Here is a 25306-nt window from a genome sequence, read left to right on the forward strand (position 1 = left end):
GGTAAAAGAATGCGACGAGCACCTTAGAGCCTAATACATACTCTACCGCTGTGGGCACTACGACATTACCAGGCTCCAAATTGAGAAAGCCCGTCTAGCAATCGTCGGGCTTTTTTACGTCTGTAGGAAAGTGAAAATGCAGGTCAAGGTAAAAGGTAATAGGTTAAAGGAAGAGAGTTGATCAGAGCTGACACCACGATATTCTATTGTGTTGTTGCTACGAAGTAGCACACCATGGCTCCAAATTTAGAAAGCCCGATCAGCAATCGTCGGGCTTTTTACGTACGCAGGAATGACACACTAAAGGCCTGTGGTGAGTAAAATGCTAAGGGAGTTCAGCGATTAAGCCCAACGTGATTACTTAGGACTGTGTACAATACTAATCTACTTTGTTGGTGAAGTCATAGTCGTGTGTGACCTTGAATATAGAAGGGGAAGCGTGTACTTCACATCGCTATCAAGTCTAATGTACGCATATATTGCTAGCCTAAATATATAATGTTTAAACGAATCAGCTACAGCTTTTTTAAGGCCTTATAAGATCGCTGTATGCATATAGAAAAACTCATTTAAGTTGGGCTGAAAAGTGACTATGGTCTTTATTTTAGCTATTAGATGATTTTGCAGAATATATTAAAGAAATGATATTTGTGGAATAAACCAAGTAGGATCAAAAACGCCAACTCAAGGTTGGCGTTTCAATTATGAGGTTAAAGGTAATTATTAAACCTTAGGGCCTGCATTTTTAATTTCTTCAGATACGTCGTATTTTGCGAAGTTTTCTGTGAAATCAGCGGCTAGTTTAGCTGCATATTCAGCATACTTTGCTTTGTCTTCCCATGTGTTAATTGGGTTAAGCAGCTTGCTATCAACGCCTGGTACTGCAACTGGTACGTCTAGATTTAGCACGTCAATGTGTTGAGTTTCAACACCAGCTAATTTTCCAGATACGATTGCGTCAACAACAGCACGTGTTGTTGGAATATCGAAACGCTTACCAATACCGTACGGACCCCCTGTCCAGCCTGTATTAACTAGGTAAACTTTAGCGCCGAACTCGCGTACACGCTTCATTAGAAGTTCTGCGTAGACACCTGCAGGACGTGGGAAGAAAGGTGCGCCAAAACAGGTTGAAAATGTAGATTCGATATCACTGGTAGAGCCAATTTCTGTAGAGCCTACTTTTGCAGTGTAACCACTTAAGAAGTGGAATGCTGCAGCTTCTTCGGTTAGTACAGATACTGGAGGAAGGACACCACTTACATCACATGTTAAGAATACAACCGCTTTAGGCTCGCCTGCACGGTTTTCAACTTTGCGTTTTTCAACATGCTCCAGTGGATAAGCTGCACGGCTATTTTGAGTTAGGCTGGTATCATTAAAATCAGGAACGCGATTTTCATCAAGTACGACATTTTCTAAAATTGTACCGAATCGAATAGCGTCCCAGATAACAGGTTCGTTTTTCTGAGAAAGGTCGATACATTTAGCGTAACAACCACCTTCGATATTAAATACACTACCTGGTGCCCAGCCGTGCTCGTCATCACCGATTAAGAAGCGAGTTGGATCGGCTGATAACGTTGTTTTACCTGTACCAGATAAACCAAAGAATAACGCAGTATCGCCTGCTTCGCCTACGTTAGCAGAACAGTGCATTGGTAATACACCTTTCGCTGGTAGTAGGAAGTTTTGCACAGAGAACATCGATTTTTTCATTTCACCCGCGTAGCGCATGCCAGCAAGTAACACCTTACGTTGTGCAAAGTTAATAATAACTGTGCCATCGCTATTGGTACCATCGCGTTCTGGATCACATACAAACGAAGGTACATTCATTACTTGCCACTGAGGGAAGTCTGCTTTGTTGTATGATTCTGGTTGGATGAACATGTTTTTAGCGAAGATATGGTGCCAAGCAGTTTCTGTTGTTACAACCACTGGAAGATAGTGCTCTGGATCAGCGCCAACTTCAAGGTGAGAGATAAAGTGGTCATTGCTTTGCACATGTGCTTCTACACGTGCCCATAACGCGTCAAACTTATCTGCATCGAATGGGCGATTTACATTACCCCATTGGATTTCATTTTCAGTACTTGATTCTTGAACAATAAAACGATCTTTTGGAGAACGACCGGTACGACGACCAGTGTTAGCTACAAAAGCACCATTGGCGGCTAAAGTCCCTTCGCCACGGCTGATAGCGTGTTCGACAAGTTCAGCTGCAGTTAGATCGACAAAACGGGTAGCGCTTGAAGTCATGTTTATACCTAAATTGTGTGAGATTGAACGGGATAGCTCTGGGTCTTAGTAACCTTTAAGCTGCAATTATAGTAACAGATGGATTAAGGATATTCGAGCTTATAAACGCCGTAAAAACATATAAATTAAGGAAAAAACATGAATAATTTCAATGATACCGGTGTCATGAAAAATGCTCAGCTTGTGATACCGGTGTCATTTTTTAGGCACAAAAAAGCCATAAAAAATTATGGCTATTTTGTGCTGTGTTTTATAAAAGTAGATTAGTTAAATATACTTTTTATATCTTGCTCGTTAAACACATAATCTTTTAAACAGTAATGGCAGCTAATTTTAATCTCACCATTTTTTTCAACATCGTCCAAAAGCGCTTGTTGGCCAACATTAACTAAAGCCGTCATCGTTTTTTCGCGGTTACAGCCACATTTAAATTGAATTGGTTGAGGATCAAATACTCGCGGATTATCTTCATGATAAAGACGCGTTAAAATAGTATTGGCATCGAGCTCTAATAGCTCTTCATCTTTAATGGTATTGCTGAGTGCTTCTAAGTGAGCAAAATCTTCAATCGACTTTTGTTTATCAACAGGTAGCACTTGTAAAAATAGCCCACATGCTTTGGCGCTTCCCTCTGTGGTGTCGGTTGCAAACCAAAGGCGCGTTTTTAATTGTTCAGATTGCTCAAAATAGCTTTCTATACATTCACTTAAGGTATCATGCTCTAAAGGCACTATACCTTGGTAACGCTCCCCTTGCGTCGGAGTAATAGTGATAACCATGTAACCTTGGCCTATAAGCTCTCTAACTGTTGACCCTGTCACTTCACTTTGAAGTCGTGCTATGCCACGCATATTTTGTTGGTCGTCACCGTTAATAACGGCATATTTTACCGGCCCATCACCTTGTAGTTGAACGGCAATTTCGCCTTCAAACTTTAATGTTGCTGTTAATAAACAGGTTGCAACAAGCAGCTCACCTAGTAATGCTTTAACGGGCTCTGGGTAATTGTGTTTAGCAATCATTTCATTGTAAGCGTTGTCTATTTGTACGAGTTCGCCACGAACATCGAGATTGTCGAATAAATAGCGATGAAGTAAATCTTGTTGCATGAGCGGCTATACCTAACTTGATTTCATTTTTAAAAGTTCGCGTCTTTGCTTTTTATCAGGCTTTTTAACCGGATGAGGTGCAAAGAAGCTGTTATTTTTGCGTGCGATAGTATTTTCTTCACGCTTAGCAATACTTGCATCAGATTCTTGATACAAGGTCTGTGCAATGGGGGCGCTTTGGCGCTTTTCAAGTATATTTAATACTGTGACAGTTTTTTCATCAACGCCTTGGGCTAGCTTTATAACTGCGCCAATTTCTACAATTTTGCTGGCCTTACTACGTTGACCATTATAATGTACTTTGCCGCCTTGTACCATTTCGCGTGCTATTGCTCGCGTCTTATAAAATCGAGCAGCCCATAACCATTTATCTAACCTGACTTTAAGTTCGCTCGAGTTTTCTGAGTTGTCGTTGAGTTTAGCTTTCTTTGTCATGGAACATCTCTAGTAAATTCGGTTATTAGCTAAATTACCATGAAATAGGTATGCCATGAAGTTATAGCTTGATTCTGTAACTAATGAGGAAGATAAATTAATCTGTTTACAAAGTTTAATATTAGCGTGCTTGTTGAATGAAAAATGAAAAGGTACTATGGCTGGGTGATTTCGCTATAAATTAAAATAAGAACACTACTTATGGAACAGCACGTTCAACAATTTAAACTGCTATTAAACCGTTTGCCACACGCTAAATTAAGCGTGTTAGTTATGGTTTTAGTTATTGTTTATATTGCATTTTTGTCATCAAAGCTCGTTTGGCTTTTATGGCCGCACCCAGTAACAACTCCTCTTGCTCCCAGTAGCTACTCTAGTCAAGTCACGGGCGGCAATAACCAGTCTGTCGATTCGATTATTGGGCAATTTTTATTTGGTAAAGTAAATGTAACAAAAAACACCAATACTGCTTCGCAAACTAAAGTCATTAATAATGCCCCTGAAACGCGTCTTAGTATTAACTTAACCGGTATTGTTGCTGTTAGTAATGATGATAAGGCGGGAATGGCTATTATTGAATCGCAAGGTCGCCAGACGAGTTATTTAGTAGAGGATGTGGTGCAAGGTACACGTGCAAAAGTATCGCAAATACTCCCAGATCGTGTGATTCTAGATGTAAGTGGTCGCTTTGAAACCTTAATGCTTGATGGGCTCGACTTTACTAAAACAGTGTCTATGCCGGTACTCGCTGCGCGAGATGAGTCTGAAATGGGGCCTTTAGCGCCTTCAGCACAAAGCGATGAACAAATTGATGCCACTGCCAACCTTGAGGTGAAAGAAGCATTAATAGAAACTCGCGAAGAGCTTTTAGAAGAACCTGGTAAGCTATTTGATTATATACGTGTTTCTCAAGCTATGAATGATGGGGAACTTATAGGTTACCGTTTGAGTCCAGGTAAAGAGCCTGAATTATTTAAACAAATGGGATTACAAAATAACGATTTGGCCGTGGCAATTAACGGCTATCAATTAACTGATTTAAAACAGGCAATGGCAGCAATGAATGAGCTGCGAAACAGTACAGATGCAACTATCACAATAGAGCGTGATGGTGAGCAAATAGATGTACTATTTAGTCTGCAATAACTTAGCTTTGGAGTTTTAACATAATGGTTCAGGTGCTACACCTCAAAAAAATTAAAAAAGGGTTAGCTAAGTATGCAGCACTTTTTTTAGCGGCAAGTCTTTCTATGTCGGTTGCTGCTGTTGAATACGCTGCTAACTTTAAGGGCACAGATATTAATGAGTTTATTAATATTGTGGGCAAAAACCTTAATAAAACCATCATTATTGATCCTAACGTGCGTGGCAAAGTAAATGTACGTAGTTACGAATTAATGGATGAGGCACTTTACTATCAATTCTTTTTAAATGTTTTAGAAGTTTACGGTTATTCAGCCGTCGAAATGGATAACAACATAATAAAGATAGAAAAAAGCTCAGATGCTAAAAAATCCAATGTACCGTTAATTACAACGGACAGCGATGCAGCTGGCGATATGATGATCACTCGGGTTGTGCGAGTTAAAAATGTCAGCGTACAAGAGTTAGGCCCTTTGGTTCGCCAGTTTAGTGACCAAAAAGATGGCGGTCATGTTGCTAACTTTAATGCCGCCAACGTAATGATGCTAACTGGTCATGCAGCCTCGGTTAACCGCTTAGTAGAAATTATTCGCTCTGTTGACCAAGCGGGTGATAAGCGAGTCGATATCGTTAAGCTTAAGTTCGCAACGGCTGATGATGTTGTCTCTGTAGTAGAGAATATATACAAAGACAGTGGTAAGGGTAGTGTACCTGAGTTTTTAATTCCTAAAGTGGTGGCTGATGGCCGAACTAATAGCGTGATTGTGAGTGGTGAAGGTCAAGCTCGTACCCGCGCCATTGAGCTTATTAAACGTCTCGACGGCGAACTTGAAAGCCAAGGTAATACCAAAGTATTTTACCTAAACTACGCAAAGGCAGAAGATTTAGTCAAAGTACTTCAAGGTGTGAGTAAATCGCTGGCAGAGGACTCAAAAGGTGGGGCAACCAAAACTCGCAGTAGTAATAAGAATGACACTAGCATTGAAGCTCATCCAGATTCTAATTCATTAGTTATTACCGCTCAGCCAGATACAATGCGTTCACTAGAGTCTGTTATTGAGCGTTTAGATATTCGCCGCGCACAAGTATTAGTAGAAGCCATTATTATTGAAGTAATGGAAGGTGATGGCGTTAACTTTGGCCTGCAATGGATTTCAGAAGAAGGCGGCATGCTGCAATTTAATAATGGTACCACTGTGCCTGTCGGTGCCTTAGCTGTAGCTGCTGAGCAAGCTCGTGATAAAACAATAACTAAAAGCATTATTGGTACTGAGTCAGGTACTGTTACCGAATATGATGAAACAACTAAAGGCGACTACGGCCCGCTTGCATCATTACTTGGTGGTATTAATGGTTTAGCCATGGGAGTGATTAAAAACGATTGGGGCGCAATCGTTCAAGCGGTTTCAACTGACACTAATTCGAATATTCTAGCGACTCCCTCTATTACCACTATGGATAACGAAGAAGCGTCTATTTTAGTTGGCCAAGAAGTGCCAATTATTACTGGCTCGCAAACAGGTAGTAATAATACGAACCCATTCCAGACGGTTGAGCGCCAAGAAGTGGGTATAAAGCTTAAAGTGACACCGCAAATTAATGATGGTTCAGCGGTACAGTTGACTATAGAACAAGAAGTTTCCAGTGTTAGTGGTGCAACAGCAGTTGATATTTCAGTCAATAAGCGCGCAATTAAAACAACCGTGATGGCCGATGATGGCGGCATGGTGGTACTAGGCGGCTTGATAGATGAAGATGTACAAGAAAGCGTGTCAAAAGTGCCATTACTAGGCGACATCCCTATTTTAGGGCACTTATTTAAGTCAACTAATACAACAAAGCGTAAGCGTAATCTTATTGTATTTATCAGACCGACCATTATTCGCGATGGCGTTAGTATGAATAAACTTAGCTTTAATAAATATAACTTTATTCGCGGTGAACAATTTAAAAAACGTGAAGATGGTATTAATTTAATGCCAATGTCTGATACGCCTATTTTACCTGAGTGGAATGACGAATTGTTGTTACCACCAACGTATGAAGAGCATTTACGCAAACAAAATGCACAAGAGCGTAATGATGACTAATGCGATAGAAGATATTAATCAAGATGTTGTTCATCCAATTACTCATAGTAATGATGAACAGCTTGCTCAAGATGACTTAATTGAACTGCCTGCAAAACGTTTGCCGTTTTCTTATGCCAGACGTGTTGGCGCGTTACTCAGTAAGCATAAAGATAACCAAATTGTGTATTACCGTGGTGAGCTTGATGTTGATGTATTATTAGAAGTGCGTCGTATTGCAGGACATGGCTTTACACTTGAGCAACTAGAAGATGATAAGTTTGAGCTATTACTAGAAGCATCGTATCAACGTGACAGCTCAGAAACTCAGCAAATGATGGAAGACATTGGTAATGAGGTTGATTTATTCTCACTAGCTGATGAGCTTCCTCAAACTGAAGACTTACTTACCGGTGACGACGATGCGCCAATTATAAAGCTGATTAATGCCATGCTCAGTGAGGCAATTAAAGAAGGTGCCTCTGATATTCACATTGAAACATTTGAGCAAGAGCTGGTTATTCGTTTTCGGGTGGATGGCGTACTCAAAGAAGTTTTAAAACCTAATCGTAAACTAGCCTCTTTGCTGGTATCGCGTATTAAAGTAATGGCCAAACTCGATATCGCAGAAAAACGTATACCGCAGGATGGTCGCATTAGTTTGCGTATTGCAGGACGCGCAGTAGATGTGCGTGTATCGACTATGCCATCGAGCTTTGGTGAGCGCGTGGTACTGCGTTTGCTTGATAAAAACAATGCACGTTTAAATCTAGAAGACTTAGGTATGACAGCTCGAAACCGAGAGCTGTTTGCCGACTTAATTAGTAAGCCTCACGGTATAATCTTAGTTACAGGCCCTACAGGCTCTGGTAAAAGTACTACTTTATATGCCGGTATGAGCCAAATTAACTCGCGGGATCGCAATATTTTAACGGTTGAAGATCCCATTGAGTATGAAATCCCAGGTATTGGCCAAACACAGGTTAATACCAAGGTTGATATGACTTTTGCCCGTGGCCTACGCGCTATTTTACGTCAAGATCCTGATGTGGTTATGGTTGGTGAAATACGTGACTTAGAAACCGCTCAAATTGGTGTACAAGCATCACTTACTGGCCACTTAGTTATGTCTACATTGCATACCAATACCGCCTCAGGTGCAATTACCCGTATGGAAGATATGGGTGTTGAGCCATTCTTATTATCGTCATCATTACTCGGCGTATTGTCACAGCGCTTAGTACGTACCTTATGCAATAGCTGTAAAGAAGGGCATATTGCAGATGAGCGTGAATGTGAATTACTCGGCGTACCGTTTGATAATGCTCCGACGATTTACCGCGCGGTAGGGTGTGAAGAGTGTAACTTTAACGGTTATCGTGGTCGTACAGGTATTCACGAATTATTAGTCGTTGATGAAACTATTCGTGAAATGATCCACAGCGGTAAAGGTGAGCAAAGCGTAGAGAAATATATTCGTAAACGCAGCCCAAGTATTCGTCAAGATGGCTGCAGCCGCGTACTTGCGGGTAAAACAACGCTTGAAGAAGTATTACGCGTAACCCGTGAGGAAGGCTAACAATGGCGGCGTTTGAATACCGTGCATTAGATGGCCGGGGAAAAGAAAAAAAAGGAATTTTAGAAGCGGATACAGCAAAGCAAGTTCGCCAACTTTTACGCGATCAAAAGCTAACCCCCCTCGAGGTGGTGCCAGCTGCTCAAGATGATAAACAAGTTCGAGGTCAAAAAGCGCCATTATTAGGCTCTTTATTTAAGCCGACAATATCAACGTCAGATCTTGCTTTGATTACACGTCAACTTGCGACCCTAATTCAGTCAGCCTTACCCGTTGAGGGTGCCGTGATGGCGGTTGCTGAGCAGTGTGAAAAACCACGGCTAAAACGTATGTTAATGTCTGTGCGCTCTAAAGTGGTGGAAGGGTATACGCTTGCTGATGGGATGAGTGAATTTCCGCATGTATTTGACGATTTATACCGTGCAATGGTGGCCGCAGGTGAAAAGTCAGGTCACTTAGATCAAGTACTTAACAGATTGGCTGATTACACCGAGCAACGCCAACACATGCGTAGCCAAATTACGCAAGCGATGGTGTATCCCATTATTTTGGTCGTGTTCGCTATTGGTATTGTTTCAGTATTATTAGGTACTGTGGTGCCTAAAATACTAAAAACGTTTGAAAAAACCAAACAAGTATTACCTTGGACAACCGAATGGGTCATGGCGGGTAGTCATTTTGTACAAAATTATTGGTTTGTTAGTTTATTAGCGATCACGGCGATTGCTATTGGAATTAAATACGCACTTAAAAAACCTAAAGTACGGTTTTGGTGGGATGCAAAAGTATTACATATGCCAGGCATAGGTAAGGTTGCTAGAGGTATTAACACGGCGCGCTTTGCCCGTACATTAAGTATTTTATCGTCAAGCTCAGTGCCGCTACTTGAAGGAATGCGTATTTCAGGTGGGGTGTTGGTTAACGAAAAAATAAAGCAAGCAGTGGCAGATGCCGCAGAAAGAGTCAGTGAAGGGGCGAGTCTTCGTGCTTCACTACAGCAAACTAAGTTGTTTCCACCAATGATGCTACATATGATAGCCAGTGGTGAAAAGTCCGGTGAACTTGAGCAAATGTTAGAGCGTGCTGCTAACAATCAAGATCGCGAGTTTGAAAGTATGGTTAATGTGTCATTAAAATTATTGGAACCGGCAATGATTGCCTCTATGGCAGTGATTGTGCTTTTCATAGTAATGGCAATTTTGCAGCCAATTATGGCAATGAACAAGGCCGTAGGTCTTTAAGTATTTTTTATATTAATGATTTAAACAAATCATTTTTGCTTAGTGTTTTTAGAATAACGAGGTAATAACGTGAATAAACAATCAGGTTTTTCTTTATTAGAAGTCATGGTGGTACTGGTTATCATCGGGATGATCATGTCGATTGTGGCACCTAATATTATGGGCCAGCAAGAAGAAGCGGCTATTGATAAAGCGCATTTAGATATTCAGCAGTTAGAAGATGCTATGAGTTTGTACAAGCTTAAAAATAAAAGCTACCCAAGTACAGAGCAAGGTTTAGAGGCATTAGTTACTAAAACCAGTATTGAGCCCATTCCAAAGCGTTTTCCTGATGGTGGCTTTATTAGCAAGTTACCGGAAGATCCATGGGGTAATAATTATCAATTAATCAGCCCTGGAGAAATAGGTAAATTTGATATCTTTTCGATGGGTCCAGATGGCGAACCAGCCACCGAAGATGACATTGGTAATTGGGATGAAGATAAGCAGTAATGACCAATAACTTTACCATGCACTTAAACATAATACATTGGGGCTTGCCATGCAGGTAAGCCCTAAGCACCTGAGTGCAAAGCATTATGGTTTTAGTTTAATAGAAATTTTAGTGGTATTGGTGATCATCGCCTTTGCCACCAAAATGGTGGTATACAGCTTAGATGGCGGCGCTGAAGAAGCGTTAGACAAGCAAGCAAATAGGCTGCATACCACCATTAATGCCGCATCGGAATTTGCGGTGCTTAATCAAATAGAATTAGGCCTTTTAGTTGAGCAAAATACGCTTGAATTTTTAGTGTTTGATGGCGAAAAATGGATTAGCTTTGATCGTGAAGCTTTATTTAAGCCAATTGAGATCGAACCCCAATTTAAATTAACACTTAATCTTGAAGACCTACCTTGGGCACAAGATAACTTACTAGAGCAGTCAAATTGGCGTGAGCTAATGAGTGGTAACAATGAAGACAGTTTATTAGAGCTTAAAAAGTTAAAAGTACCGCAAGTGCTTATTTTATCCTCTGCCGATGTAAGTGCGTTTCAGCTCATGCTTGAATTAAAAGATCAGCCAGAGCCGGTGTACTTTATTGAAGGTAAATTTGCAGCCCCAGTCGATTTTCGTCGAGAGCCCCAATAATGAAAAAATACCACGGGTTTACATTATTAGAAGTCTTAGTTGCACTGAGTATTTGTGCCATGGCGGGTATTGCGGCAATGCAAGCAACCGGTGAGCATATTCATCACTTATCAAGTATTGAAGAACAAACGTATGGCTCATGGGTCGCTGAGAATGTATTGGTAGAACAACGAACGAAAGGCGAAAAATGGCAAGGTAAAAATGGTACCCGCGGCAGTGAGATGATGGCGGGTATTGAATGGTTTTGGCGCCAAGATGTTGTGCCCACTGCCGACAAGAGCTTTGTAAAAGTCACTATTAATGTGTTTACGGATGATAAGTACGAAAATTCAATTTATGAGTTAAGCACTTACTTAAATAAAGGTAAGCTTTAAGTGAAGCAGCGCGGTTTTACATTATTAGAAGTGATGGTGGCACTAGGTGTGTTGGCGTTTGTGATTATGGCCACCCACCAAATACTTGATACCACAACGCGAGCTAAACAAGCATCAGATGAAAAAATTGCTGAACTAAATGGGTTACAAACAGCCTTCAGGCTAATGGATCAAGACTTTAGCCAAATGACTAAACGCCAAGTGCGTAATGAAGCTGGAGATTTTCAAGAGGGATACTTACTTGCTGGACGCTACATTTTAGAAAGCCAGCTTGATGGTATTGCCTTTGTAAGTGATGGTTGGATGAATCCCATTAACTTACTCCCTCGCTCAGAGTTACAAGCTGTTGGTTATCGCGTCATTGATGACAAGTTAGAACGCGTATATCGCATTTATGTCGATCAACTCGATAATATGGAGCCTCGTAGCCAAGTTATTTTAGCCGCAGTCGAAGAGCTTAAATTTGAGTTTTTAGATGGTAGCGGTAAGTGGCAAGAAGACTGGCAAATTAAGGCATTACCTAAAGCCGTTGCGGTAACTATAAAGCAAATGGATGCGGAGCCTATCAGGCGTGTGTTTTTAGTGCCAGGACTCGGTAAAGAGCTACCTAAACCAGTAACTGAGGGGACTAACCCGTCGCAACCTAATGGCCGGGGTACGCCTTGATGAACCAACAATCTTCGCGCGGCGCGGCTTTGGTTATTGTGTTATTTATTGTAGCGCTTGCAGCTATTTTAGCCGTTGAAATGAGTGCTAATTTAATGGTGCAAGTACAAAGAAGTACCAATTTACAAAGTCAGCAACAAGCGAAATGGTATGCCTATGGTGCTGAAGAGCTAGCAATTAAAGGTTTAATTCAAAGTAAAAAAGACGATCCTGAAAAAACCACATTAGCGCAGCCCTGGGCAAAGCAAGGCGATGTAAAGTACCCTGTTGAGAACGGCACTTTAAGCGGCCAGTTGACTGATTTACAAGCGTGTTTAAATTTAAACGCGCTTGGGGTTGAGCCAGACCCAAATAGCGGTAATAAAACTAACCCAGCACATAAAGCGTTGTTTGCTATTTTAGAAAATATAGATGATTTACCCAGTGATGAATCAGAAGAAGGGATGGCCGACAGTGTGTTTGATTGGCTTGATGAGAACAGTATAACCTATCGCTCTGGTGCCGAAGAGGGGGAGTATTTATCTCGTCAGTTTCCATATATGACGGCTAATAGCTTATTTGCATCGGTGTCTGAACTGCGTTTAATTAAAGGGTTTAATCCTTTGGTTATGGAAAAAGTGCTGCCTTTTGTCTGTGTGATCCCAGGTAGTACGTTACTTTCAATTAATGTTAATACAGTCACTGAAGAGCAAGCTTTATTGCTCAGTGGCCTAATAGACGAACTGAGTGTTTCGGGTGCTCAAGCGGTAATTGCAGCGCGACCTGAAAATGGCTTTGATAATATTGAAGAGTTTTTTGAGTCTGTTAAACAACAAGGCGGCAAAAATATCAAAGCAGTAGAAAAGCTTTTTAGTTTAAAAAGTGAATATTTTAAATTACAAACGCAGGCAAAATTTGTTGATTTGCGTTTTTCGATGACCACATTACTGTATGCCAGCAATGGCGAGGTAACGATACTGGCGCGAAAATTTGGAGGCGTACAGTGACAGAGATACTGTTGATCCGCACGGGTCAAACCGAACAAGACTTGCTTAACTGGTTAATATACTCACCACAAGAACAAGAAATAATAGCCAGTGGCGAGTTACAAAATGCCAGCCAGTTAAGTGAACTAACTGAAAAAGCATCAACCCGAGAGCTCGTGGTACTTTTACCATGTGACCAAGTGCAATTAAAAACGGTGATACTGCCAACTAAATGGAACCGTAAGCTAGAGCAAGCACTGCCTTATATGCTCGAAGAGGATATTGCCTGTGATATAGACGATATCTATATAGCGCTAGGGGAGCCGACAATGGTTGAAGCGCAGCATGCAATTAGGGTTGCGCTAATGAATCGCGATTGGTTTGAGCACTGGTTAGAGGTGTTTGAGCAACACCAGCTCACTGCTCATAAAATAGTGCCGGATGGCTTGTTATTGCCCAGTGCAGAAGAGCCTTGTGTAGCGGCAATTGAGCTCAACAAGCAATGGCTATTTAAAAAAGGTGACTGGCATATCGGTGCGGTTGAAAGCAGCTGGTTAAAGGAATATCTAACGGCTTTAGGTAACCCTGATATAAAACATTACAGCCCTGCAGAGCAATTTCCTGAAACGCTTACCTTGCATCCGCAAACCAGTGATTATGAGCTGCCGTTAGCATTATTTGCTAAGCAGTTAGATCAGCTTAAATTTAATTTGCGTCAAGGGCCTTACACGATTAAAAAGAAAACGGCTTTATGGTGGGGTTACTGGAAAAGTGCCACCATAATTAGTGTTATTGCTTTGCTATCGAGTGTGGCTATTAAAGCGGTTGAATTACATCAGCTTAATTCGCAGCTTGAGGTAGCTAAATCACAAGTAGTAGAGCGATTTCAAAAAGCCTTTCCAGGCACGCGGGTGCGCCCTCACTTAATTAAAAATCAAATACAGGGAGCACTGGATAAAGTGCAAGGTACGAGCGATGCTGGCTTTTTAGATTTAACCAGCAAGCTGGTGAGTGTATTTTCACAAGTGAGCGAATTTACACCGCAAACCTTACGTTTTGATAAGCGCCGTAATGAATTACGTATTCGTGCTCGTGCAAAAGACTTTCAAACCTTTGGTAAGGTTAAAGCCATTCTTGAGCAGCAAGGTGTGACTGTTGAGCAGGGGTCGTTAAATAATGATGGTGATTATATCGTCGGCGAAATTAGACTGCGAGGTGCACAATGAAACAGCAGTTCATGAAATATTGGGGTTCATTAAAAGAACAAGAGCAGCAGTTAATAATGGTTGCGGGTGGTGTATTTATTATTTTTGTTTTGGTAATGGGTATATTTAGACCCTTAAATACGGCAATAGAAAATGCGCAACAATCACAAATAAAACAACAAGAATTGCTAGCATGGGTAGACGACAGTATCGTTAAACTTAAAGCAGCAGGTAAAGCGCAAGCGGTGAGCAATCAAAACCTCAGCCAAATAGTGAATAATACGCGCGGTCGTTACAGCATTAATATTAGTAAAATGCAGCCAAATGATAATTCACTTCGTTTAACACTCGACTCAGTGGAGTTTAATCAATTAATCCAATGGATTGACGAGCTGGTTAATCAGCATGGTTTAAGCGTAGAAAATTTAGATTTAAGCCAAGATGATAAATCCGGTTATGTACGCGTAAGCCGTTTAGTATTAGAGAAGTAGTTAATGAAAAAAATAATAATTTTATCCATCGTTTTTGTAATTAGCTTTCTTGTTTTTAGCGTTATTAAATTGCCCGCTGCAGTGGCTTTAAATTTTGCTAAACCTTACTTACCTGCGCAGTTAGAGGTAGGGCAAACTTTTGGTACGCTATGGCAAGGTCAAATAATGCAGCTTCGCTTTCAAGGTGAACAGTTGAACAATGTACGTTGGGATATATCAGGCTGGTCAATCTTTAAAGCTCAAGTAAATACTAACTTACGTTTTGGTAATCCTCGCGAACGTGATGACATTTCTGGGTATGCAGATATTAGTTATTCTCTCACAAATGATGAACTTAGAATAACTGATACTGTAGTGCGTTCAACGGTTGAGCGCGCTATGCAGCGCATTGATTTACCGTTACCGGTTACTGCTAAAGGACGCGTTATTTTAGAGCTCGATGAATACGTTTCAGGCGCTCCTTATTGCCAATCATTACAAGGTGAAATAGCCAGCCCTGATATTGATGTGCAAGGGCTAACTGGCTGGTTTAATATAGGCGATTTAAGCGGTAAGTTAAGTTGTAAGTCGGGCGATGTAGCCATACTTATTGAGCCAAATAATAGATTAGGGTTAGAGGCTGATGCTACACTAAAAGCCAATTTTGATTTTAAAGTAGCGGGATATGTTAAACCTGATCTCACTTTACCGAAAGAAGTTCATGACGCGGTGAAGTTTTTAGGTAGACCAGATAACCAAGGTCGGTATCCACTTAAATTTTAATATTTTATAAAAAAGAGTTTTAATGCAAATACCTCAGTTTACTGAGCAGCACGCCAAACTGCTCAGCGAGTTTTTAACTACCCAGCCCGGCGCTATGAGCCTTATTCAAAGCCAAGGTTATTTATTTGGCACTATTTGTTCACCTGAGCCATTAGAAGTACATCAATGGTTAGAGCAAATTCTACCTAATACCGCCAATGACCTTGATGAAGACATGTTGTTTTTGTTTATGGCATTACATCATCAAGTAAGTGAACAAGTATTTGAACTTGGTTATAAGTTACCCGCTGAGTTTGACCGTGAGTTTTGTCAGCAGTGGTCTGCAGGTTTTTTAACTGCAAGCCAAACGTATACTCATAAGTTACTCCAGAGTGAGCAACTAGATATTCAATACAAGCAAGCGCTTGAAAGTGCACAGGCGACTCTTAGCTTTTTTGCATTAGATAAACCAACGATTGCAAAGATTGCACAGCAAAATAATATCGATGAATTACATTTGTGTGCGCAGCAGTATGAATTAATGGGCGACTTTGCGTTAGGTTTTGCTGAACTTATAGAAATTGTCGCGCTTAATAGTGGTTTGTATACCGATGAAGGGTGGGATGAATAAGTAGGTAAAGCCTTAAGCGCCAATCTCTAATTCAATATCAGTGCAACCTTGTTTGCACTGTATTACTCCCTTACCAGGTTCGCTGGTGGCTAAATTTAACGTTAATACACCCTGGCAATGCTCACATTTAAGTGTTTTACCTTGTGCCAACTGCTTAAGCATAGTGCGGTGCTTGTGAAATGAGTTACTTGCTTTTTTATTTAATCCAGAAAAATCCATTATTTCACTCTCGCTTGCGCTAATGACTCTTTGATAATGCGACATACCGTTGTTAAACGTTCTGAATAAAAGTAAAGGTTTAGATCGCCTTGACGACAATAGCGTAGTTCAAACAACTTTACTGACTCATCATTGGTAAAGGTTTTATCAATATAGTCTTCTTCGGATCTTGAAAGTGCTAACTGTTTATTAATTTTGTTTCTTGTCATGGTTGCGACAGGAAAACGATCGACTTTAGTTGTGCTGCTTAACAAGCCTATACCATCACCGAGTAAGCGCTCACGAGGCTCTTTTACCAAGGGGTGATCAATGGTAAAAAATGCTAGGATCACAACCACTAGTATAAAAAATTTCTTCATAAATACACAAACCTTGATCCAAACAACACGTTAGTAGCCGGCAAGTGTAATAAAATACACCTTAAAAGCAAGTCACAAGTTGAATAAATTATTAGCAATCTAGTCAGTAATTTTAGCCAATATGCGTATAATAAGAGGAGTAATTAGATATTTCTGAAATATCTGAAAGTATACAAGTGCGACCTAAAGCGTATTATGTTTAGCATGTAAGTTGCTACACTTAGGCGAAAAGTACAAAAAGATTGCTGAATTTTTATTTCCTAGCGGCGTTGAGGAACTTCAATGGATAAGCAAATTAAAGTAAAAAACATACCAACAGAGGTTAAGATCCAAAAACCCGATCTGAGCCGTCAAGAAGATAGATTTAACCCACGCAACCGTATTTATGTGCGTGCTGTTTCAGGACTCCATCAATTACTAAGACAACGTATTGGCTTTTTAGGCATGCTGGCGTTTATGTTATTGCCATGGATCAACTTTAACGGTCAACAAGCTGTTTTATTTGAGCTAATGGAGCAAAAATTTAATATTTTTGGCTTAACCCTGTGGCCACAAGATTTCACCATTCTTGCATTTATATTTATGCTAGCAGCGTTTGCCTTATTTCTGGTTACCACTTTTTATGGTCGAGTGTGGTGTGGCTATACATGTCCGCAAACAGTATGGACCTTCATTTTTATTTGGTTTGAAGAAAAGTTTGAGGGCAGCGCTAACCAACGTAAAAAGTTAGATCAACGGCCGATGGATTTTGACAAGTTCTGGCGTAAAACAGCTAAGCACACTAGTTGGGTATTATTTTCTTTATATACTGCGTTAACGTTTGTTGGTTACTTCACGCCTATTCGCGAACTACTGCCTGAATTTGTTACCTTTAATGTAGGCGGTTATGCCTTAGTTAGTATCATTGTATTTACTATTTGTACTTATGGTAACGCTGGGTGGATGCGAGAAATTATGTGTTTACATATATGCCCGTATTCACGTTTTCAGTCAGCAATGTTTGATAAAGACACCTTTACTGTAAGCTATGATGAAACTCGTGGTGAAAACCGAGGGCCACGTTCTCGTAAACAAGACCCTAAAGAGTTAGGTTTAGGTGACTGTATTGACTGTAACTTGTGTGTGCAGGTTTGCCCAACCGGGATTGATATTCGTAATGGTTTGCAATATGAGTGCATAAACTGTGGCGCTTGTATTGATGCCTGTGACGGCGTAATGGATAAAATGAATTACCCTCGAGGCCTTATCTCTTACACCACCGAGCGTAATTTAGAAACACCGGAGAATAAAACCCATCCGCTGCGTCCAAAGCTGATTGGTTACAGTGTTATTTTAATCTTACTTACCGGTGCGCTGGTTGCTAATATCGCCATGCGTAAAACCATGGACTTTGATATTATTCGCGACCGTAATCAGTTGTATCGTGTCGATTTTAATGGTTTAGTTGAAAACACCTACACCTTAAAAGTAATTAACAAAGCACAATACGAGCAAACATTCTCTATTGATGTAACAGGGTTAGATAATTATAAATACTTAGGTGATACTACCTTTACAGTAAACGCTGGTGAATCGCATAATGTACCGCTATCACTGGTAATGGATCCTTATGATTTAAAAGCGCCAATGACCGAGTTTAACTTTGTGTTGTCGCCAATAAACGAGCCCGATAATAAAATATCGCAGCCAAGCAACTTTTTTAAGGCACGATAAGTCGCTTTATTAAAGGCAAACGAGCACTGTTATTAACAAAAAAGCGGGATATTCCCGCTTTTCTTTTATATAAGAAGTATATGAGTAAATTTAGCTTTATTGACTTAACTCCAGATCTTATTTTGGATGCCATAGAAAGCGTGGATATTTATGCTGAGTCAGGGTTGTTAGCGCTAAATAGCTACGAGAATCGGGTATATCAATTTGTAGCCGAGGGTGCAAAGCGTTACGTCGTTAAGTTTTATCGCCCTGAGCGCTGGAGCAAAGCGCAAATTCAAGAAGAGCATGACTTTGCTTTTGAACTAGCCGCCGCTGAAGTACCGGTGGTGGCGCCAATAAAACACAATGGGCAAAGCTTGTTTGAACATCAAGGGTATTTGTTTACTTTGTTCCCAAGTGTAGGCGGGCGTTTATTTGAGGTGGACAATTTAGATCAACTCGATGTGCTCGGGCGTTTAATCGGTCGTATGCATCAAGTAGCCAAAACGAAACCCTTTACCCAAAGACCGACCGTTACCTGTGATGAATATTTAGATACAGCTAAAGTTCATTTACAAAAAAGTAAGTTAGTCCCTATGGGATTAGAGACTTCCTTTTACACTATTTTAGATTTAGTCATTGCTCAAACTCAACAGCAATATAAAAATGTAGAAGGCATTCGCTTACATGGTGACTGCCATGCTGGTAATATCCTATGGGCAGGAGATGCATTAATGTTTGTTGATTTAGACGATAGCCGTCAAGGTCCTGCAATTCAAGATTTATGGATGATGCTCAGTGGCGATCGACAAACACAGCTGTTACAGTTAGACACTTTAGTGAATGCATATGAAGAGTTTTGCGATTTTGATCACTCACAACTTAAGCTGATCGAACCGCTTCGGGCTATGCGTATGATTCATTACATGGGGTGGGTTGCAAAACGTTGGAGTGATCCTGCTTTTGTACGGAACTTTTCATGGTTTGCAGATGACAAATACTGGGAGCAACAAATTTTAGCGCTTAAAGAGCAGTTTGCAGCTTTGCAAGAAGCCCCGTTAAAATTATTGCCATAATATTTTTATTTAAAAAGAAGTATAACGAGATATTCATGCTTAAAAAATTAAAACTAAGTTTACTGATCCTATGTTTACCTTTTGCAGCATTAGCTGCTAACTTTGAAGCGGGTAATCAATACACTGTAATTGATGTTGAAAAAAGTAAAACCCCGAATGTAACCGAGTTTTTCTCTTTCTATTGCCCACATTGTTTTAAATTTGAGCCGGTAGCCAAAGGGATTGCAGAAAACTTACCTGAAGGGGCTGAATTTGTAAAAAATCATGTCAACTTTTTGGGAGGCGTTTCACCACAAGCTCAAAGTAATTTAAGCTTTGCTTACTTAATCGCAAAGAAACACGGTCAAGCTGAAGCGGTAACAGCGCAAATTTTTAAAAGCATTCATATACAACGTGCGCCATTAACTGAAATTAAAGACGTTAAAAAGTTATTAGAGCTTAATGCAATTGATAACACGACATTTGATAACGACATCGCCAGTTTGCCTATCATAGCAGCTGAACGTGCCATGCAAGATAAACAGAATAAATATTCTGAACTTGGTGCATTAACTGGCGTGCCTACATTTATCGTAAATGACAAATACAAAATCAATATTAATACAATCAAGAGCCAACAAGAACTTGATGAGTTAATTAGCTTTTTACTAAAACTATAATTTTTGGAGCACCACAATAATGATCAAATTAGTTAAAGCAGGGTTACTTGCTGTATTACTCCCTTTAGCTGCAACCAGTTTTGCTGCCACTTACGAAGAGGGCGTGCATTACGATGTCGTCTCTGATCGTGCAACCAGAAAACCAGAAGTAAAAGAGTTTTTCTCTTTTTACTGTCCTGCATGTAATAACATGGAACCACTGCTGGCCGAGATCAAACCTAAGCTAGATAAAAACGTAAAGTTTAAGAAAAGCCATGTAGATTTTGTGGGTGTACGTGACCCAGAACATCAAACCATGATCAGCCAAGCATTAGCTACAGCTGAAGTACTACCTCAAAAAGATAAAATTATTTCAGCGATGTTTGATCATATCCATGCAAAGCGTGCACGATTTAATGAGTTGGCAGATGTAAAAGATGTATTTTTAGCGCAAGGCGTAGATGGCGACAAGTTTGATAAATTATTTGAAAGCTTCTCGGTACGTACACTTAGCTCTAAAATGAAACGCGACCAAGATTACTTTAAAGGCAAAGGAGCACTTCGTGGCGTTCCTACGTTTATCGTTAATGGTAAATACAAGCTTAACTTAGGTGGCGAGTCAGGCATTTCATCGCCAGAAGATGTAAGCGCACTTATTAACTACTTAGCAAATAAATAAGTAGTTTAGTGAAATAAAAAAGCTCCGAAAGGAGCTTTTTTATTTGGAGAAGAAAATTCATTATGGAAAAAATTTTAATCTCAAGTTGTTTGTTAGGTTTGCCAGTTCGTTATGATGGTAAAGGACAAACAATATTGCACCCTCAACTTAATTTGTGGCAAAAGCAAAATAGATTAATTGTATTTTGTCCTGAGATTGCTGGTGGTTTACTCGTGCCTAGAGCGCCCGCTGAGATAAAGCAAAATCGAGTTATTACAAATACTGCTGAGGATGTAACAAGTGCATTTGAAGCTGGCGCTAATAAAGCATTAGCCCTTTGTAATAAGCATAATATTCGCTTTGCTTTACTAAAAGAGTCTAGTCCTTCGTGTGGCCGTAATACAATTTATGATGGAAGCCATAGTGGGGTGAAAGTAAAAGGCATGGGGCTGACCGCTAAGTTATTGGTAAAGAATCAAGTTAAAGTATTTAGTGAAGAGCAAATACCAGCACTTATCAAGGCGCTGGTATTATAGTATTAGATTTTATTTTTTCTGTAAAAATACACCAGATTCAATATGGTGTGTGTAAGGGAACTGATCAAATATTGCAAAGCGCTTAACCTCATGGGTTTGCGTTAAGTGTTCAAGGTCACGCTCTAATGTGTCTGGGTTACATGAGATATAAATAATATTTTCATAATTAGCCACTAAGTCACACGTAAGCGTGTCCATGCCTGCTCTAGGCGGGTCGACTAAGATGGTTTGGCAGTTGTAACTACTCAAGTCAATGCCATCTAAGCGAGAGAAAGTACGCTCGCCTTTCATTGCCTGAGTAAACTCTTCGCTCGACATGCGAATAATATCTAAGTTAGTTACTTGGTTTTGAGCAATATTATATTGCGCTGAATGCACCGACGATTTTGATATTTCCGTCGCCAGCACTTTATTAAATGAACCAGCAAGTGCAATAGAAAAGTTTCCATTACCACAATACAGCTCTAGTAAATCATTGTTTAGTGGTTTACATAGCTCTTGTGCCCACTCTAACATTTTAATATTCACCTTCGCATTAGGCTGAGTAAAGCTATTTTCTACCTGTTGATAGATTAGCTCTTGGCCATTCACCATTAAGCGCTCAGTAACAAAGTCATCGCCCAATTTTTCTTTTTGCTTACGTGCACGGCCAATAAAGTCAATTTTGTACTGGCTACTTAGCTTTTCCTTTAAGGCATTGATCTCAGTTAACCAGTGTTCATCAAGTGGCTTGTGATATAGCAAGCTCACTAAAATTTCACCACTGAGGGTTGATAAATAATCTATTTGAAATAATTTACGACGTAGTACTTCGCAGCCTTTTAAATTATCAATCATCACCTGCATAATTTCACCTACTAAAGGAGCTGCAGGGTCAAAGGTATCAACACGTATTTTATCTTTTGTTTGTTGATCAAACATAATATGAAACAGATCGTCACCATCGTGCCATACTCTAAATTCTGCACGTTGGCGGTAGTTAATGGGCTCAGAGCTAAATACTTCTAACTGTTTTACACCGAAACGTTGAAATTGCTCTGTAATACGCTGCTCTTTTTCATTTAATTGTGCATCGTACTGCGTGGTATCTATATTTATAACTGCCATTAACGGTATAACCTTATCGTTGAGATCTGTTTATCGGCGCTATTGTAGGGAGCGAAGCGTATTTGTCTAGTTTTGATCAAATATAGTGAGCTTTTTTTGAGCATTTTACTACAGTATAGGCTTACTTGGCCGATATAAGAGTAAGTCTAAATAGGAGTCTTCTCATGAAAATAGGTAACTTTAGTTTTGTTCCAAACAGTAATGCTAATAAATACAATACTAATCAAGCAATGCCACAGCCTAAAATAGACTCGCCACCAACTAGTTATCAGCAACGAGGAAAAGAACTGGCTGCTGCCGTATTAGGTGACAAAATGGCAAAAGAACTAGGTTTGCCGGTCGCTGAAACCAAAAAAGACAAACCACTGTTTGATTTTAATGAAGTCGTTAAAAATGTTTTAGACTTTGTAACAAGCTCGGTAAATAAAGCCAAAGCCAATGGTGCTAATGATGAGAAACTACAAGATATACTTAGCCAGGCACGTAAAGGAGTGCAGACGGGTGTTGATGAGGCTGTGGATGAACTAAAAGGCATGGGGGTATTCAATCAAGACCTTGAAGAGGGTATTGATAAATCAAAAGAGGGTATTTTTAGTGGCCTCGATAAATTTGAGCAGAACTTATTTAACCCACAACCTGCAAGCGTTACTGTTAGCCAGGCGCAATATGTAAGTTTAAGCAATAGTGCTGATTATACATTTACCACAGCAGAAGGTGATGAGGTGAGTATTAGCTTTGCAGATGCTTACCAATCGCAATCATCTAGTCGCTATCAAAAAACAGATGATTCACAATCATTTAGTACGCAATTTTCTGAATCCCGTGAGCTCTCTTTCTTGATGTCAGTAAACGGTGAGCTTAATGAAGACGAGCAGCAAGCCATAAATGATTTAATGGCAGAGTTACAAGATGTCAGTAAAACCTTTTTCAGTGGCGATTTAGATAAAGCATTTGAACAAGCCCAAGAACTCAGTTTAGGGAATGAACAGCTGGTGGCATTCTCAATGGACTTACGTCAAAGCAAAACCGTTGCTGCCATTAAAGAGTATGAACAAATTAAGCCAGCATCAGAAAAAGCCATTGCCGAAACTGTTGCCCCTTTTAATGATGATCTAAAATCGGCTTACTCTAAAGCGCAAACCCTAGGATTAGAAAGTCAGCTATCAGGTATCATTCAATGGCTAAATCAAGATCAACAAGAAATAGATAAACTGGTTGATTACACTAACACCATGTTTGAAAACTTAGATAAATTAAACGCCGCTACTGCAAAGCTAGGCACTGAGTAAAACTACTTTCTTTTACAAAAGCCACATGGCAAACTGCCGTTCTTAGTAAAGAGTAGGAATGGTAGTTTGTCAGCGCACATCATGGTATTTGATTCAGGTATAGGTGGAACCACCGTGCTTGAGCATATTCAGCAAAGCATTCCTCATGCTCAATACAGCTATTTTATGGATAATGCATTATTGCCATATGGCGCACAGTCGCAACAAACCATCATTCATCGCCTATGTGGATTGATTCAATTTATTGAAGATGAGTCACTAAATGTCGACTTAATTGTTATAGCCTGCAATACCGCCTCAACATCAGCGTTAAGTTCGGTACGTCAAATTACCGATATTCCTATTGTTGGGGTAGTACCTGCAATTAAACCCGCAGCGCAATTAACGCAATCAAAGCATATAGGTTTATTGGCAACTCCCGCAACGGTATCAAGCCCGTATACTGATGCACTTATAAAAGAACATGCCTCATCGATAACCACAAGTTTATATAGTAGTGTTGAACTGGTTACTTTGGCAGAGACTCTCTTTTTTACCCAGCACTTAGATATCGATAAGTTGCACACTGAGTTAGACCGATTAAATATTAATAAAGATATCGATGTACTGGTATTAGGCTGTACTCACTTTCCTATTTTAGCTAAACCAATCAGTGATTACTTTAATACGCAAGTACAGTTATTAGACTCTGGTGCGGCCATTGCTAAGCGAGTTAGTTCTTTACTCAAATTAAGTGATAATCAAGCAGGCATAAAAAAGCCGCTGCACTATTATGCAACGGCTGATGTATGTAGTGATAAACTAGCGGTTAAGCAAGTTACACTGTTTGATCCGACTCTGAACGATAAGAGTTAGAATCATCTTCTTGTTTTTGTTTTGCTTCACGTACTTTCAAAGTACGTTGTTGGAACTCACTATCGTTTAGCTTAGCAATTGCATTATCAGCATCTGCTTGTGCCATTTCAACAAAGCCAAAACCGCGACGCTTGCCAGTATTCTTATCTTTTAACAAACGAACGTTAAATACTTTGCCTTGCTCTTCAAATAAAGCACGAACTACACCTTCATTTGCACGATAAGGAAGATTGCCAACATAAAGTGTTTTTGTTTTTACTTCGGCTTCTTCTGTACTTACTGATGACATTGCAGCAATAACAAGTCCACCAATTAATAAACCGGCACCGAATAGAAGTGCAGGGTCTAATGCTAGGCTTGCAAGCGCAAACTTAACGATAACAAAACCAACAACAGCAAGAATAACTGCGAAGATAAAAGATTTTTGATCGGGTAATTTCATTTTTGATCTACCAATAAACAGGAAATAAACATTAATTTAACATTGTGAACTTGCTATCTTAACGTCTTAATTGAACATAGCAATGAAATTTATAGCAAATAGTTAATAAGAGTGTAAAAAACAACCGATAGTAAGGCGTTTCAGTACTATTTTAGCCTCGTTTGTTTGAAACTTGAGCAAACGGTAAAAAGATCTAAAAAAAAGGTTGATCTGTTTTCGGATCTCCCTATAATGCGACCCCACTGAGACGGGGAACGCCAACGCATAGCGAGGCATGAGCTACTCAGAGAGTTAAGTAAAACTTAAGTTTAAATCATCGCAAGAAAGTTTAAAATTAAGTGTTGACTCGAAAGATAAAGGATGTATTATACGCATCCCTAGCGACAACGTCGCAACGT

General features: G+C 39.9%; 28 protein-coding genes. 21 read left to right on the forward strand and 7 right to left on the reverse strand.

Going from position 1 to position 25306, the window contains the following annotated elements:
* Positions 1 to 723: 723 nt before the first annotated feature.
* Entirely contained in the window at positions 724 to 2262 is a 1539-nt protein-coding gene (locus ACTRWE_RS16340; protein ID WP_013464243.1) for a phosphoenolpyruvate carboxykinase, read from the reverse strand.
* 138 nt (positions 2263 to 2400) lie between these two features.
* Here ACTRWE_RS16340 and ACTRWE_RS16345 point away from each other — a divergent pair, with 138 nt between their 5' ends.
* A complete protein-coding gene (locus ACTRWE_RS16345; RefSeq protein WP_013464244.1) occupies positions 2401 to 2529 on the forward strand; it encodes a hypothetical protein in 129 nt (42 codons plus the stop codon).
* On the opposite strand, the gene hslO is transcribed toward ACTRWE_RS16345, so the two are convergent.
* Both hslO and hslR read right to left on the reverse strand, forming a co-directional pair.
* Complete coding sequence (hslO, locus tag ACTRWE_RS16350) at positions 2526 to 3371, reverse strand: Hsp33 family molecular chaperone HslO (protein ID WP_013464245.1); 846 nt, start codon at positions 3369 to 3371, stop codon at positions 2526 to 2528. The two genes, ACTRWE_RS16345 and hslO, sit on opposite strands and share 4 nt — an antisense overlap.
* Positions 3372 to 3383: 12 nt before the next feature.
* Positions 3384 to 3806 (reverse strand): ribosome-associated heat shock protein Hsp15, encoded by a 423-nt coding sequence (gene hslR, locus ACTRWE_RS16355; RefSeq protein WP_013464246.1) that lies wholly within the window; start codon positions 3804 to 3806, stop codon positions 3384 to 3386.
* Positions 3807 to 4007: 201 nt separating this feature from the next.
* Between hslR and gspC the strand changes: the two genes are divergently transcribed.
* The 13 genes from gspC to ACTRWE_RS16420 all read left to right on the forward strand — a co-directional run bounded on the left by gspC (position 4008) and on the right by ACTRWE_RS16420 (position 16037).
* Positions 4008 to 4952 (forward strand): type II secretion system protein GspC, encoded by a 945-nt coding sequence (gspC, locus tag ACTRWE_RS16360; RefSeq protein ID WP_462880343.1) that lies wholly within the window; start codon positions 4008 to 4010, stop codon positions 4950 to 4952.
* 23 nt (positions 4953 to 4975) lie between these two features.
* Positions 4976 to 7039 (forward strand): type II secretion system secretin GspD, encoded by a 2064-nt coding sequence (gene gspD, locus ACTRWE_RS16365; RefSeq protein ID WP_462880344.1) that lies wholly within the window; start codon positions 4976 to 4978, stop codon positions 7037 to 7039.
* Positions 7032 to 8597 carry a type II secretion system ATPase GspE gene (gene gspE, locus ACTRWE_RS16370; protein WP_462880346.1) on the forward strand — a complete coding sequence of 522 codons (1566 nt, stop codon included), beginning with the start codon at positions 7032 to 7034 and terminating at the stop codon, positions 8595 to 8597. The genes gspD and gspE overlap by 8 nt, the downstream gene beginning before the upstream one ends.
* A gap of 2 nt (positions 8598 to 8599) precedes the next feature.
* A complete protein-coding gene (gene gspF, locus ACTRWE_RS16375; RefSeq protein WP_016900324.1) occupies positions 8600 to 9835 on the forward strand; it encodes a type II secretion system inner membrane protein GspF in 1236 nt (411 codons plus the stop codon).
* A 69-nt stretch (positions 9836 to 9904) separates the two neighbouring features.
* A complete protein-coding gene (gene gspG / locus ACTRWE_RS16380) occupies positions 9905 to 10327 on the forward strand; it encodes a type II secretion system major pseudopilin GspG (RefSeq protein ID WP_016900325.1) in 423 nt (140 codons plus the stop codon).
* 49 nt (positions 10328 to 10376) lie between these two features.
* Positions 10377 to 10964: a prepilin-type N-terminal cleavage/methylation domain-containing protein gene (locus ACTRWE_RS16385; protein WP_013464252.1), complete on the forward strand. Its 588-nt coding sequence runs from the start codon at positions 10377 to 10379 to the stop codon at positions 10962 to 10964.
* Positions 10964 to 11338, forward strand: a complete 375-nt coding sequence (gene gspI / locus ACTRWE_RS16390; RefSeq protein ID WP_013464253.1) for a type II secretion system minor pseudopilin GspI — start codon at positions 10964 to 10966, stop codon at positions 11336 to 11338. The genes ACTRWE_RS16385 and gspI overlap by 1 nt, the downstream gene beginning before the upstream one ends.
* On the forward strand, positions 11339 to 12004 hold the full coding sequence (gene gspJ, locus ACTRWE_RS16395) for a type II secretion system minor pseudopilin GspJ (RefSeq protein WP_462880345.1): 666 nt from the start codon (positions 11339 to 11341) through the stop codon (positions 12002 to 12004).
* Positions 12004 to 12990, forward strand: a complete 987-nt coding sequence (gene gspK / locus ACTRWE_RS16400) for a type II secretion system minor pseudopilin GspK (RefSeq protein ID WP_013464255.1) — start codon at positions 12004 to 12006, stop codon at positions 12988 to 12990. Before gspJ ends, gspK begins: the two co-directional genes overlap by 1 nt.
* Complete coding sequence (gspL, locus tag ACTRWE_RS16405) at positions 12987 to 14195, forward strand: type II secretion system protein GspL (RefSeq protein ID WP_013464256.1); 1209 nt, start codon at positions 12987 to 12989, stop codon at positions 14193 to 14195. The genes gspK and gspL overlap by 4 nt, the downstream gene beginning before the upstream one ends.
* Complete coding sequence (gene gspM / locus ACTRWE_RS16410) at positions 14192 to 14665, forward strand: type II secretion system protein GspM (protein ID WP_013464257.1); 474 nt, start codon at positions 14192 to 14194, stop codon at positions 14663 to 14665. The genes gspL and gspM overlap by 4 nt, the downstream gene beginning before the upstream one ends.
* Before the next feature lie 3 nt (positions 14666 to 14668).
* On the forward strand, positions 14669 to 15427 hold the full coding sequence (locus ACTRWE_RS16415; RefSeq protein ID WP_013464258.1) for a type II secretion system protein N: 759 nt from the start codon (positions 14669 to 14671) through the stop codon (positions 15425 to 15427).
* A 22-nt stretch (positions 15428 to 15449) separates the two neighbouring features.
* A complete protein-coding gene (locus tag ACTRWE_RS16420; protein ID WP_013464259.1) occupies positions 15450 to 16037 on the forward strand; it encodes a UPF0149 family protein in 588 nt (195 codons plus the stop codon).
* A 12-nt stretch (positions 16038 to 16049) separates the two neighbouring features.
* On the opposite strand, the gene ACTRWE_RS16425 is transcribed toward ACTRWE_RS16420, so the two are convergent.
* Complete coding sequence (locus tag ACTRWE_RS16425; RefSeq protein ID WP_013464260.1) at positions 16050 to 16256, reverse strand: hypothetical protein; 207 nt, start codon at positions 16254 to 16256, stop codon at positions 16050 to 16052.
* On the reverse strand, positions 16256 to 16615 hold the full coding sequence (locus ACTRWE_RS16430; RefSeq protein WP_013464261.1) for a hypothetical protein: 360 nt from the start codon (positions 16613 to 16615) through the stop codon (positions 16256 to 16258). Before ACTRWE_RS16430 ends, ACTRWE_RS16425 begins: the two co-directional genes overlap by 1 nt.
* Positions 16616 to 16897: 282 nt before the next feature.
* Here ACTRWE_RS16430 and ccoG point away from each other — a divergent pair, with 282 nt between their 5' ends.
* The 5 genes from ccoG (at position 16898) to ACTRWE_RS16455 (ending at position 21215) form a co-directional block, all read left to right on the forward strand.
* Positions 16898 to 18328: a cytochrome c oxidase accessory protein CcoG gene (gene ccoG / locus ACTRWE_RS16435; RefSeq protein ID WP_013464262.1), complete on the forward strand. Its 1431-nt coding sequence runs from the start codon at positions 16898 to 16900 to the stop codon at positions 18326 to 18328.
* Between the two features lie 80 nt (positions 18329 to 18408).
* A complete protein-coding gene (locus ACTRWE_RS16440; protein ID WP_013464263.1) occupies positions 18409 to 19383 on the forward strand; it encodes a serine/threonine protein kinase in 975 nt (324 codons plus the stop codon).
* A 35-nt stretch (positions 19384 to 19418) separates the two neighbouring features.
* A complete protein-coding gene (locus tag ACTRWE_RS16445; protein WP_013464264.1) occupies positions 19419 to 20042 on the forward strand; it encodes a thiol:disulfide interchange protein DsbA/DsbL in 624 nt (207 codons plus the stop codon).
* 19 nt (positions 20043 to 20061) lie between these two features.
* Positions 20062 to 20700 (forward strand): thiol:disulfide interchange protein DsbA/DsbL, encoded by a 639-nt coding sequence (locus ACTRWE_RS16450; RefSeq protein WP_008113400.1) that lies wholly within the window; start codon positions 20062 to 20064, stop codon positions 20698 to 20700.
* A 62-nt stretch (positions 20701 to 20762) separates the two neighbouring features.
* Complete coding sequence (locus ACTRWE_RS16455) at positions 20763 to 21215, forward strand: 2-thiouracil desulfurase family protein (RefSeq protein WP_008113397.1); 453 nt, start codon at positions 20763 to 20765, stop codon at positions 21213 to 21215.
* 9 nt (positions 21216 to 21224) lie between these two features.
* Here ACTRWE_RS16455 and trmA read toward each other — a convergent pair whose 3' ends face one another.
* Positions 21225 to 22322 (reverse strand): tRNA (uridine(54)-C5)-methyltransferase TrmA, encoded by a 1098-nt coding sequence (gene trmA / locus ACTRWE_RS16460; protein WP_013464265.1) that lies wholly within the window; start codon positions 22320 to 22322, stop codon positions 21225 to 21227.
* A 164-nt stretch (positions 22323 to 22486) separates the two neighbouring features.
* On the opposite strand from trmA, the gene ACTRWE_RS16465 reads away from it, so the two are divergent.
* Positions 22487 to 23611: a DUF5610 domain-containing protein gene (locus ACTRWE_RS16465; protein WP_013464266.1), complete on the forward strand. Its 1125-nt coding sequence runs from the start codon at positions 22487 to 22489 to the stop codon at positions 23609 to 23611.
* Between the two features lie 66 nt (positions 23612 to 23677).
* Entirely contained in the window at positions 23678 to 24466 is a 789-nt protein-coding gene (murI, locus tag ACTRWE_RS16470; RefSeq protein ID WP_013464267.1) for a glutamate racemase, read from the forward strand.
* Here the strand turns inward: murI and ACTRWE_RS16475 are convergent.
* Positions 24429 to 24908, reverse strand: coding sequence for an RNA recognition motif domain-containing protein (locus ACTRWE_RS16475; RefSeq protein ID WP_054202949.1), 480 nt, complete (start codon positions 24906 to 24908; stop codon positions 24429 to 24431). The genes murI and ACTRWE_RS16475 overlap by 38 nt on opposite strands.
* Positions 24909 to 25306: the final 398 nt, after the last annotated feature.

This window comes from Pseudoalteromonas sp. G5_S1_54_S4, from assembly GCF_054968565.1.

Excerpts from the sequence above, each read along its gene's own strand:
- ACTRWE_RS16340 (WP_013464243.1), bottom strand. The coding sequence starts at position 2,262 with ATGACTTCAAGCGCTACCCGTTTTGTCGATCTAACTGCAGCTGAACTT.
- ACTRWE_RS16345 (WP_013464244.1), top strand. The coding sequence starts at position 2,401 with ATGAATAATTTCAATGATACCGGTGTCATGAAAAATGCTCAGCTTGTG.
- hslO (WP_013464245.1), bottom strand. The coding sequence starts at position 3,371 with ATGCAACAAGATTTACTTCATCGCTATTTATTCGACAATCTCGATGTT.
- hslR (WP_013464246.1), bottom strand. The coding sequence starts at position 3,806 with ATGACAAAGAAAGCTAAACTCAACGACAACTCAGAAAACTCGAGCGAA.
- gspC (WP_462880343.1), top strand. The coding sequence starts at position 4,008 with ATGGAACAGCACGTTCAACAATTTAAACTGCTATTAAACCGTTTGCCA.
- gspD (WP_462880344.1), top strand. The coding sequence starts at position 4,976 with ATGGTTCAGGTGCTACACCTCAAAAAAATTAAAAAAGGGTTAGCTAAG.
- gspE (WP_462880346.1), top strand. The coding sequence starts at position 7,032 with ATGACTAATGCGATAGAAGATATTAATCAAGATGTTGTTCATCCAATT.
- gspF (WP_016900324.1), top strand. The coding sequence starts at position 8,600 with ATGGCGGCGTTTGAATACCGTGCATTAGATGGCCGGGGAAAAGAAAAA.
- ACTRWE_RS16385 (WP_013464252.1), top strand. The coding sequence starts at position 10,377 with ATGCAGGTAAGCCCTAAGCACCTGAGTGCAAAGCATTATGGTTTTAGT.
- gspI (WP_013464253.1), top strand. The coding sequence starts at position 10,964 with ATGAAAAAATACCACGGGTTTACATTATTAGAAGTCTTAGTTGCACTG.
- gspK (WP_013464255.1), top strand. The coding sequence starts at position 12,004 with ATGAACCAACAATCTTCGCGCGGCGCGGCTTTGGTTATTGTGTTATTT.
- gspM (WP_013464257.1), top strand. The coding sequence starts at position 14,192 with ATGAAACAGCAGTTCATGAAATATTGGGGTTCATTAAAAGAACAAGAG.
- ACTRWE_RS16415 (WP_013464258.1), top strand. The coding sequence starts at position 14,669 with ATGAAAAAAATAATAATTTTATCCATCGTTTTTGTAATTAGCTTTCTT.
- ACTRWE_RS16420 (WP_013464259.1), top strand. The coding sequence starts at position 15,450 with ATGCAAATACCTCAGTTTACTGAGCAGCACGCCAAACTGCTCAGCGAG.
- ACTRWE_RS16425 (WP_013464260.1), bottom strand. The coding sequence starts at position 16,256 with ATGGATTTTTCTGGATTAAATAAAAAAGCAAGTAACTCATTTCACAAG.
- ACTRWE_RS16430 (WP_013464261.1), bottom strand. The coding sequence starts at position 16,615 with ATGAAGAAATTTTTTATACTAGTGGTTGTGATCCTAGCATTTTTTACC.
- ccoG (WP_013464262.1), top strand. The coding sequence starts at position 16,898 with ATGGATAAGCAAATTAAAGTAAAAAACATACCAACAGAGGTTAAGATC.
- ACTRWE_RS16440 (WP_013464263.1), top strand. The coding sequence starts at position 18,409 with ATGAGTAAATTTAGCTTTATTGACTTAACTCCAGATCTTATTTTGGAT.
- ACTRWE_RS16445 (WP_013464264.1), top strand. The coding sequence starts at position 19,419 with ATGCTTAAAAAATTAAAACTAAGTTTACTGATCCTATGTTTACCTTTT.
- ACTRWE_RS16450 (WP_008113400.1), top strand. The coding sequence starts at position 20,062 with ATGATCAAATTAGTTAAAGCAGGGTTACTTGCTGTATTACTCCCTTTA.
- ACTRWE_RS16455 (WP_008113397.1), top strand. The coding sequence starts at position 20,763 with ATGGAAAAAATTTTAATCTCAAGTTGTTTGTTAGGTTTGCCAGTTCGT.
- trmA (WP_013464265.1), bottom strand. The coding sequence starts at position 22,322 with ATGGCAGTTATAAATATAGATACCACGCAGTACGATGCACAATTAAAT.
- ACTRWE_RS16465 (WP_013464266.1), top strand. The coding sequence starts at position 22,487 with ATGAAAATAGGTAACTTTAGTTTTGTTCCAAACAGTAATGCTAATAAA.
- ACTRWE_RS16475 (WP_054202949.1), bottom strand. The coding sequence starts at position 24,908 with ATGAAATTACCCGATCAAAAATCTTTTATCTTCGCAGTTATTCTTGCT.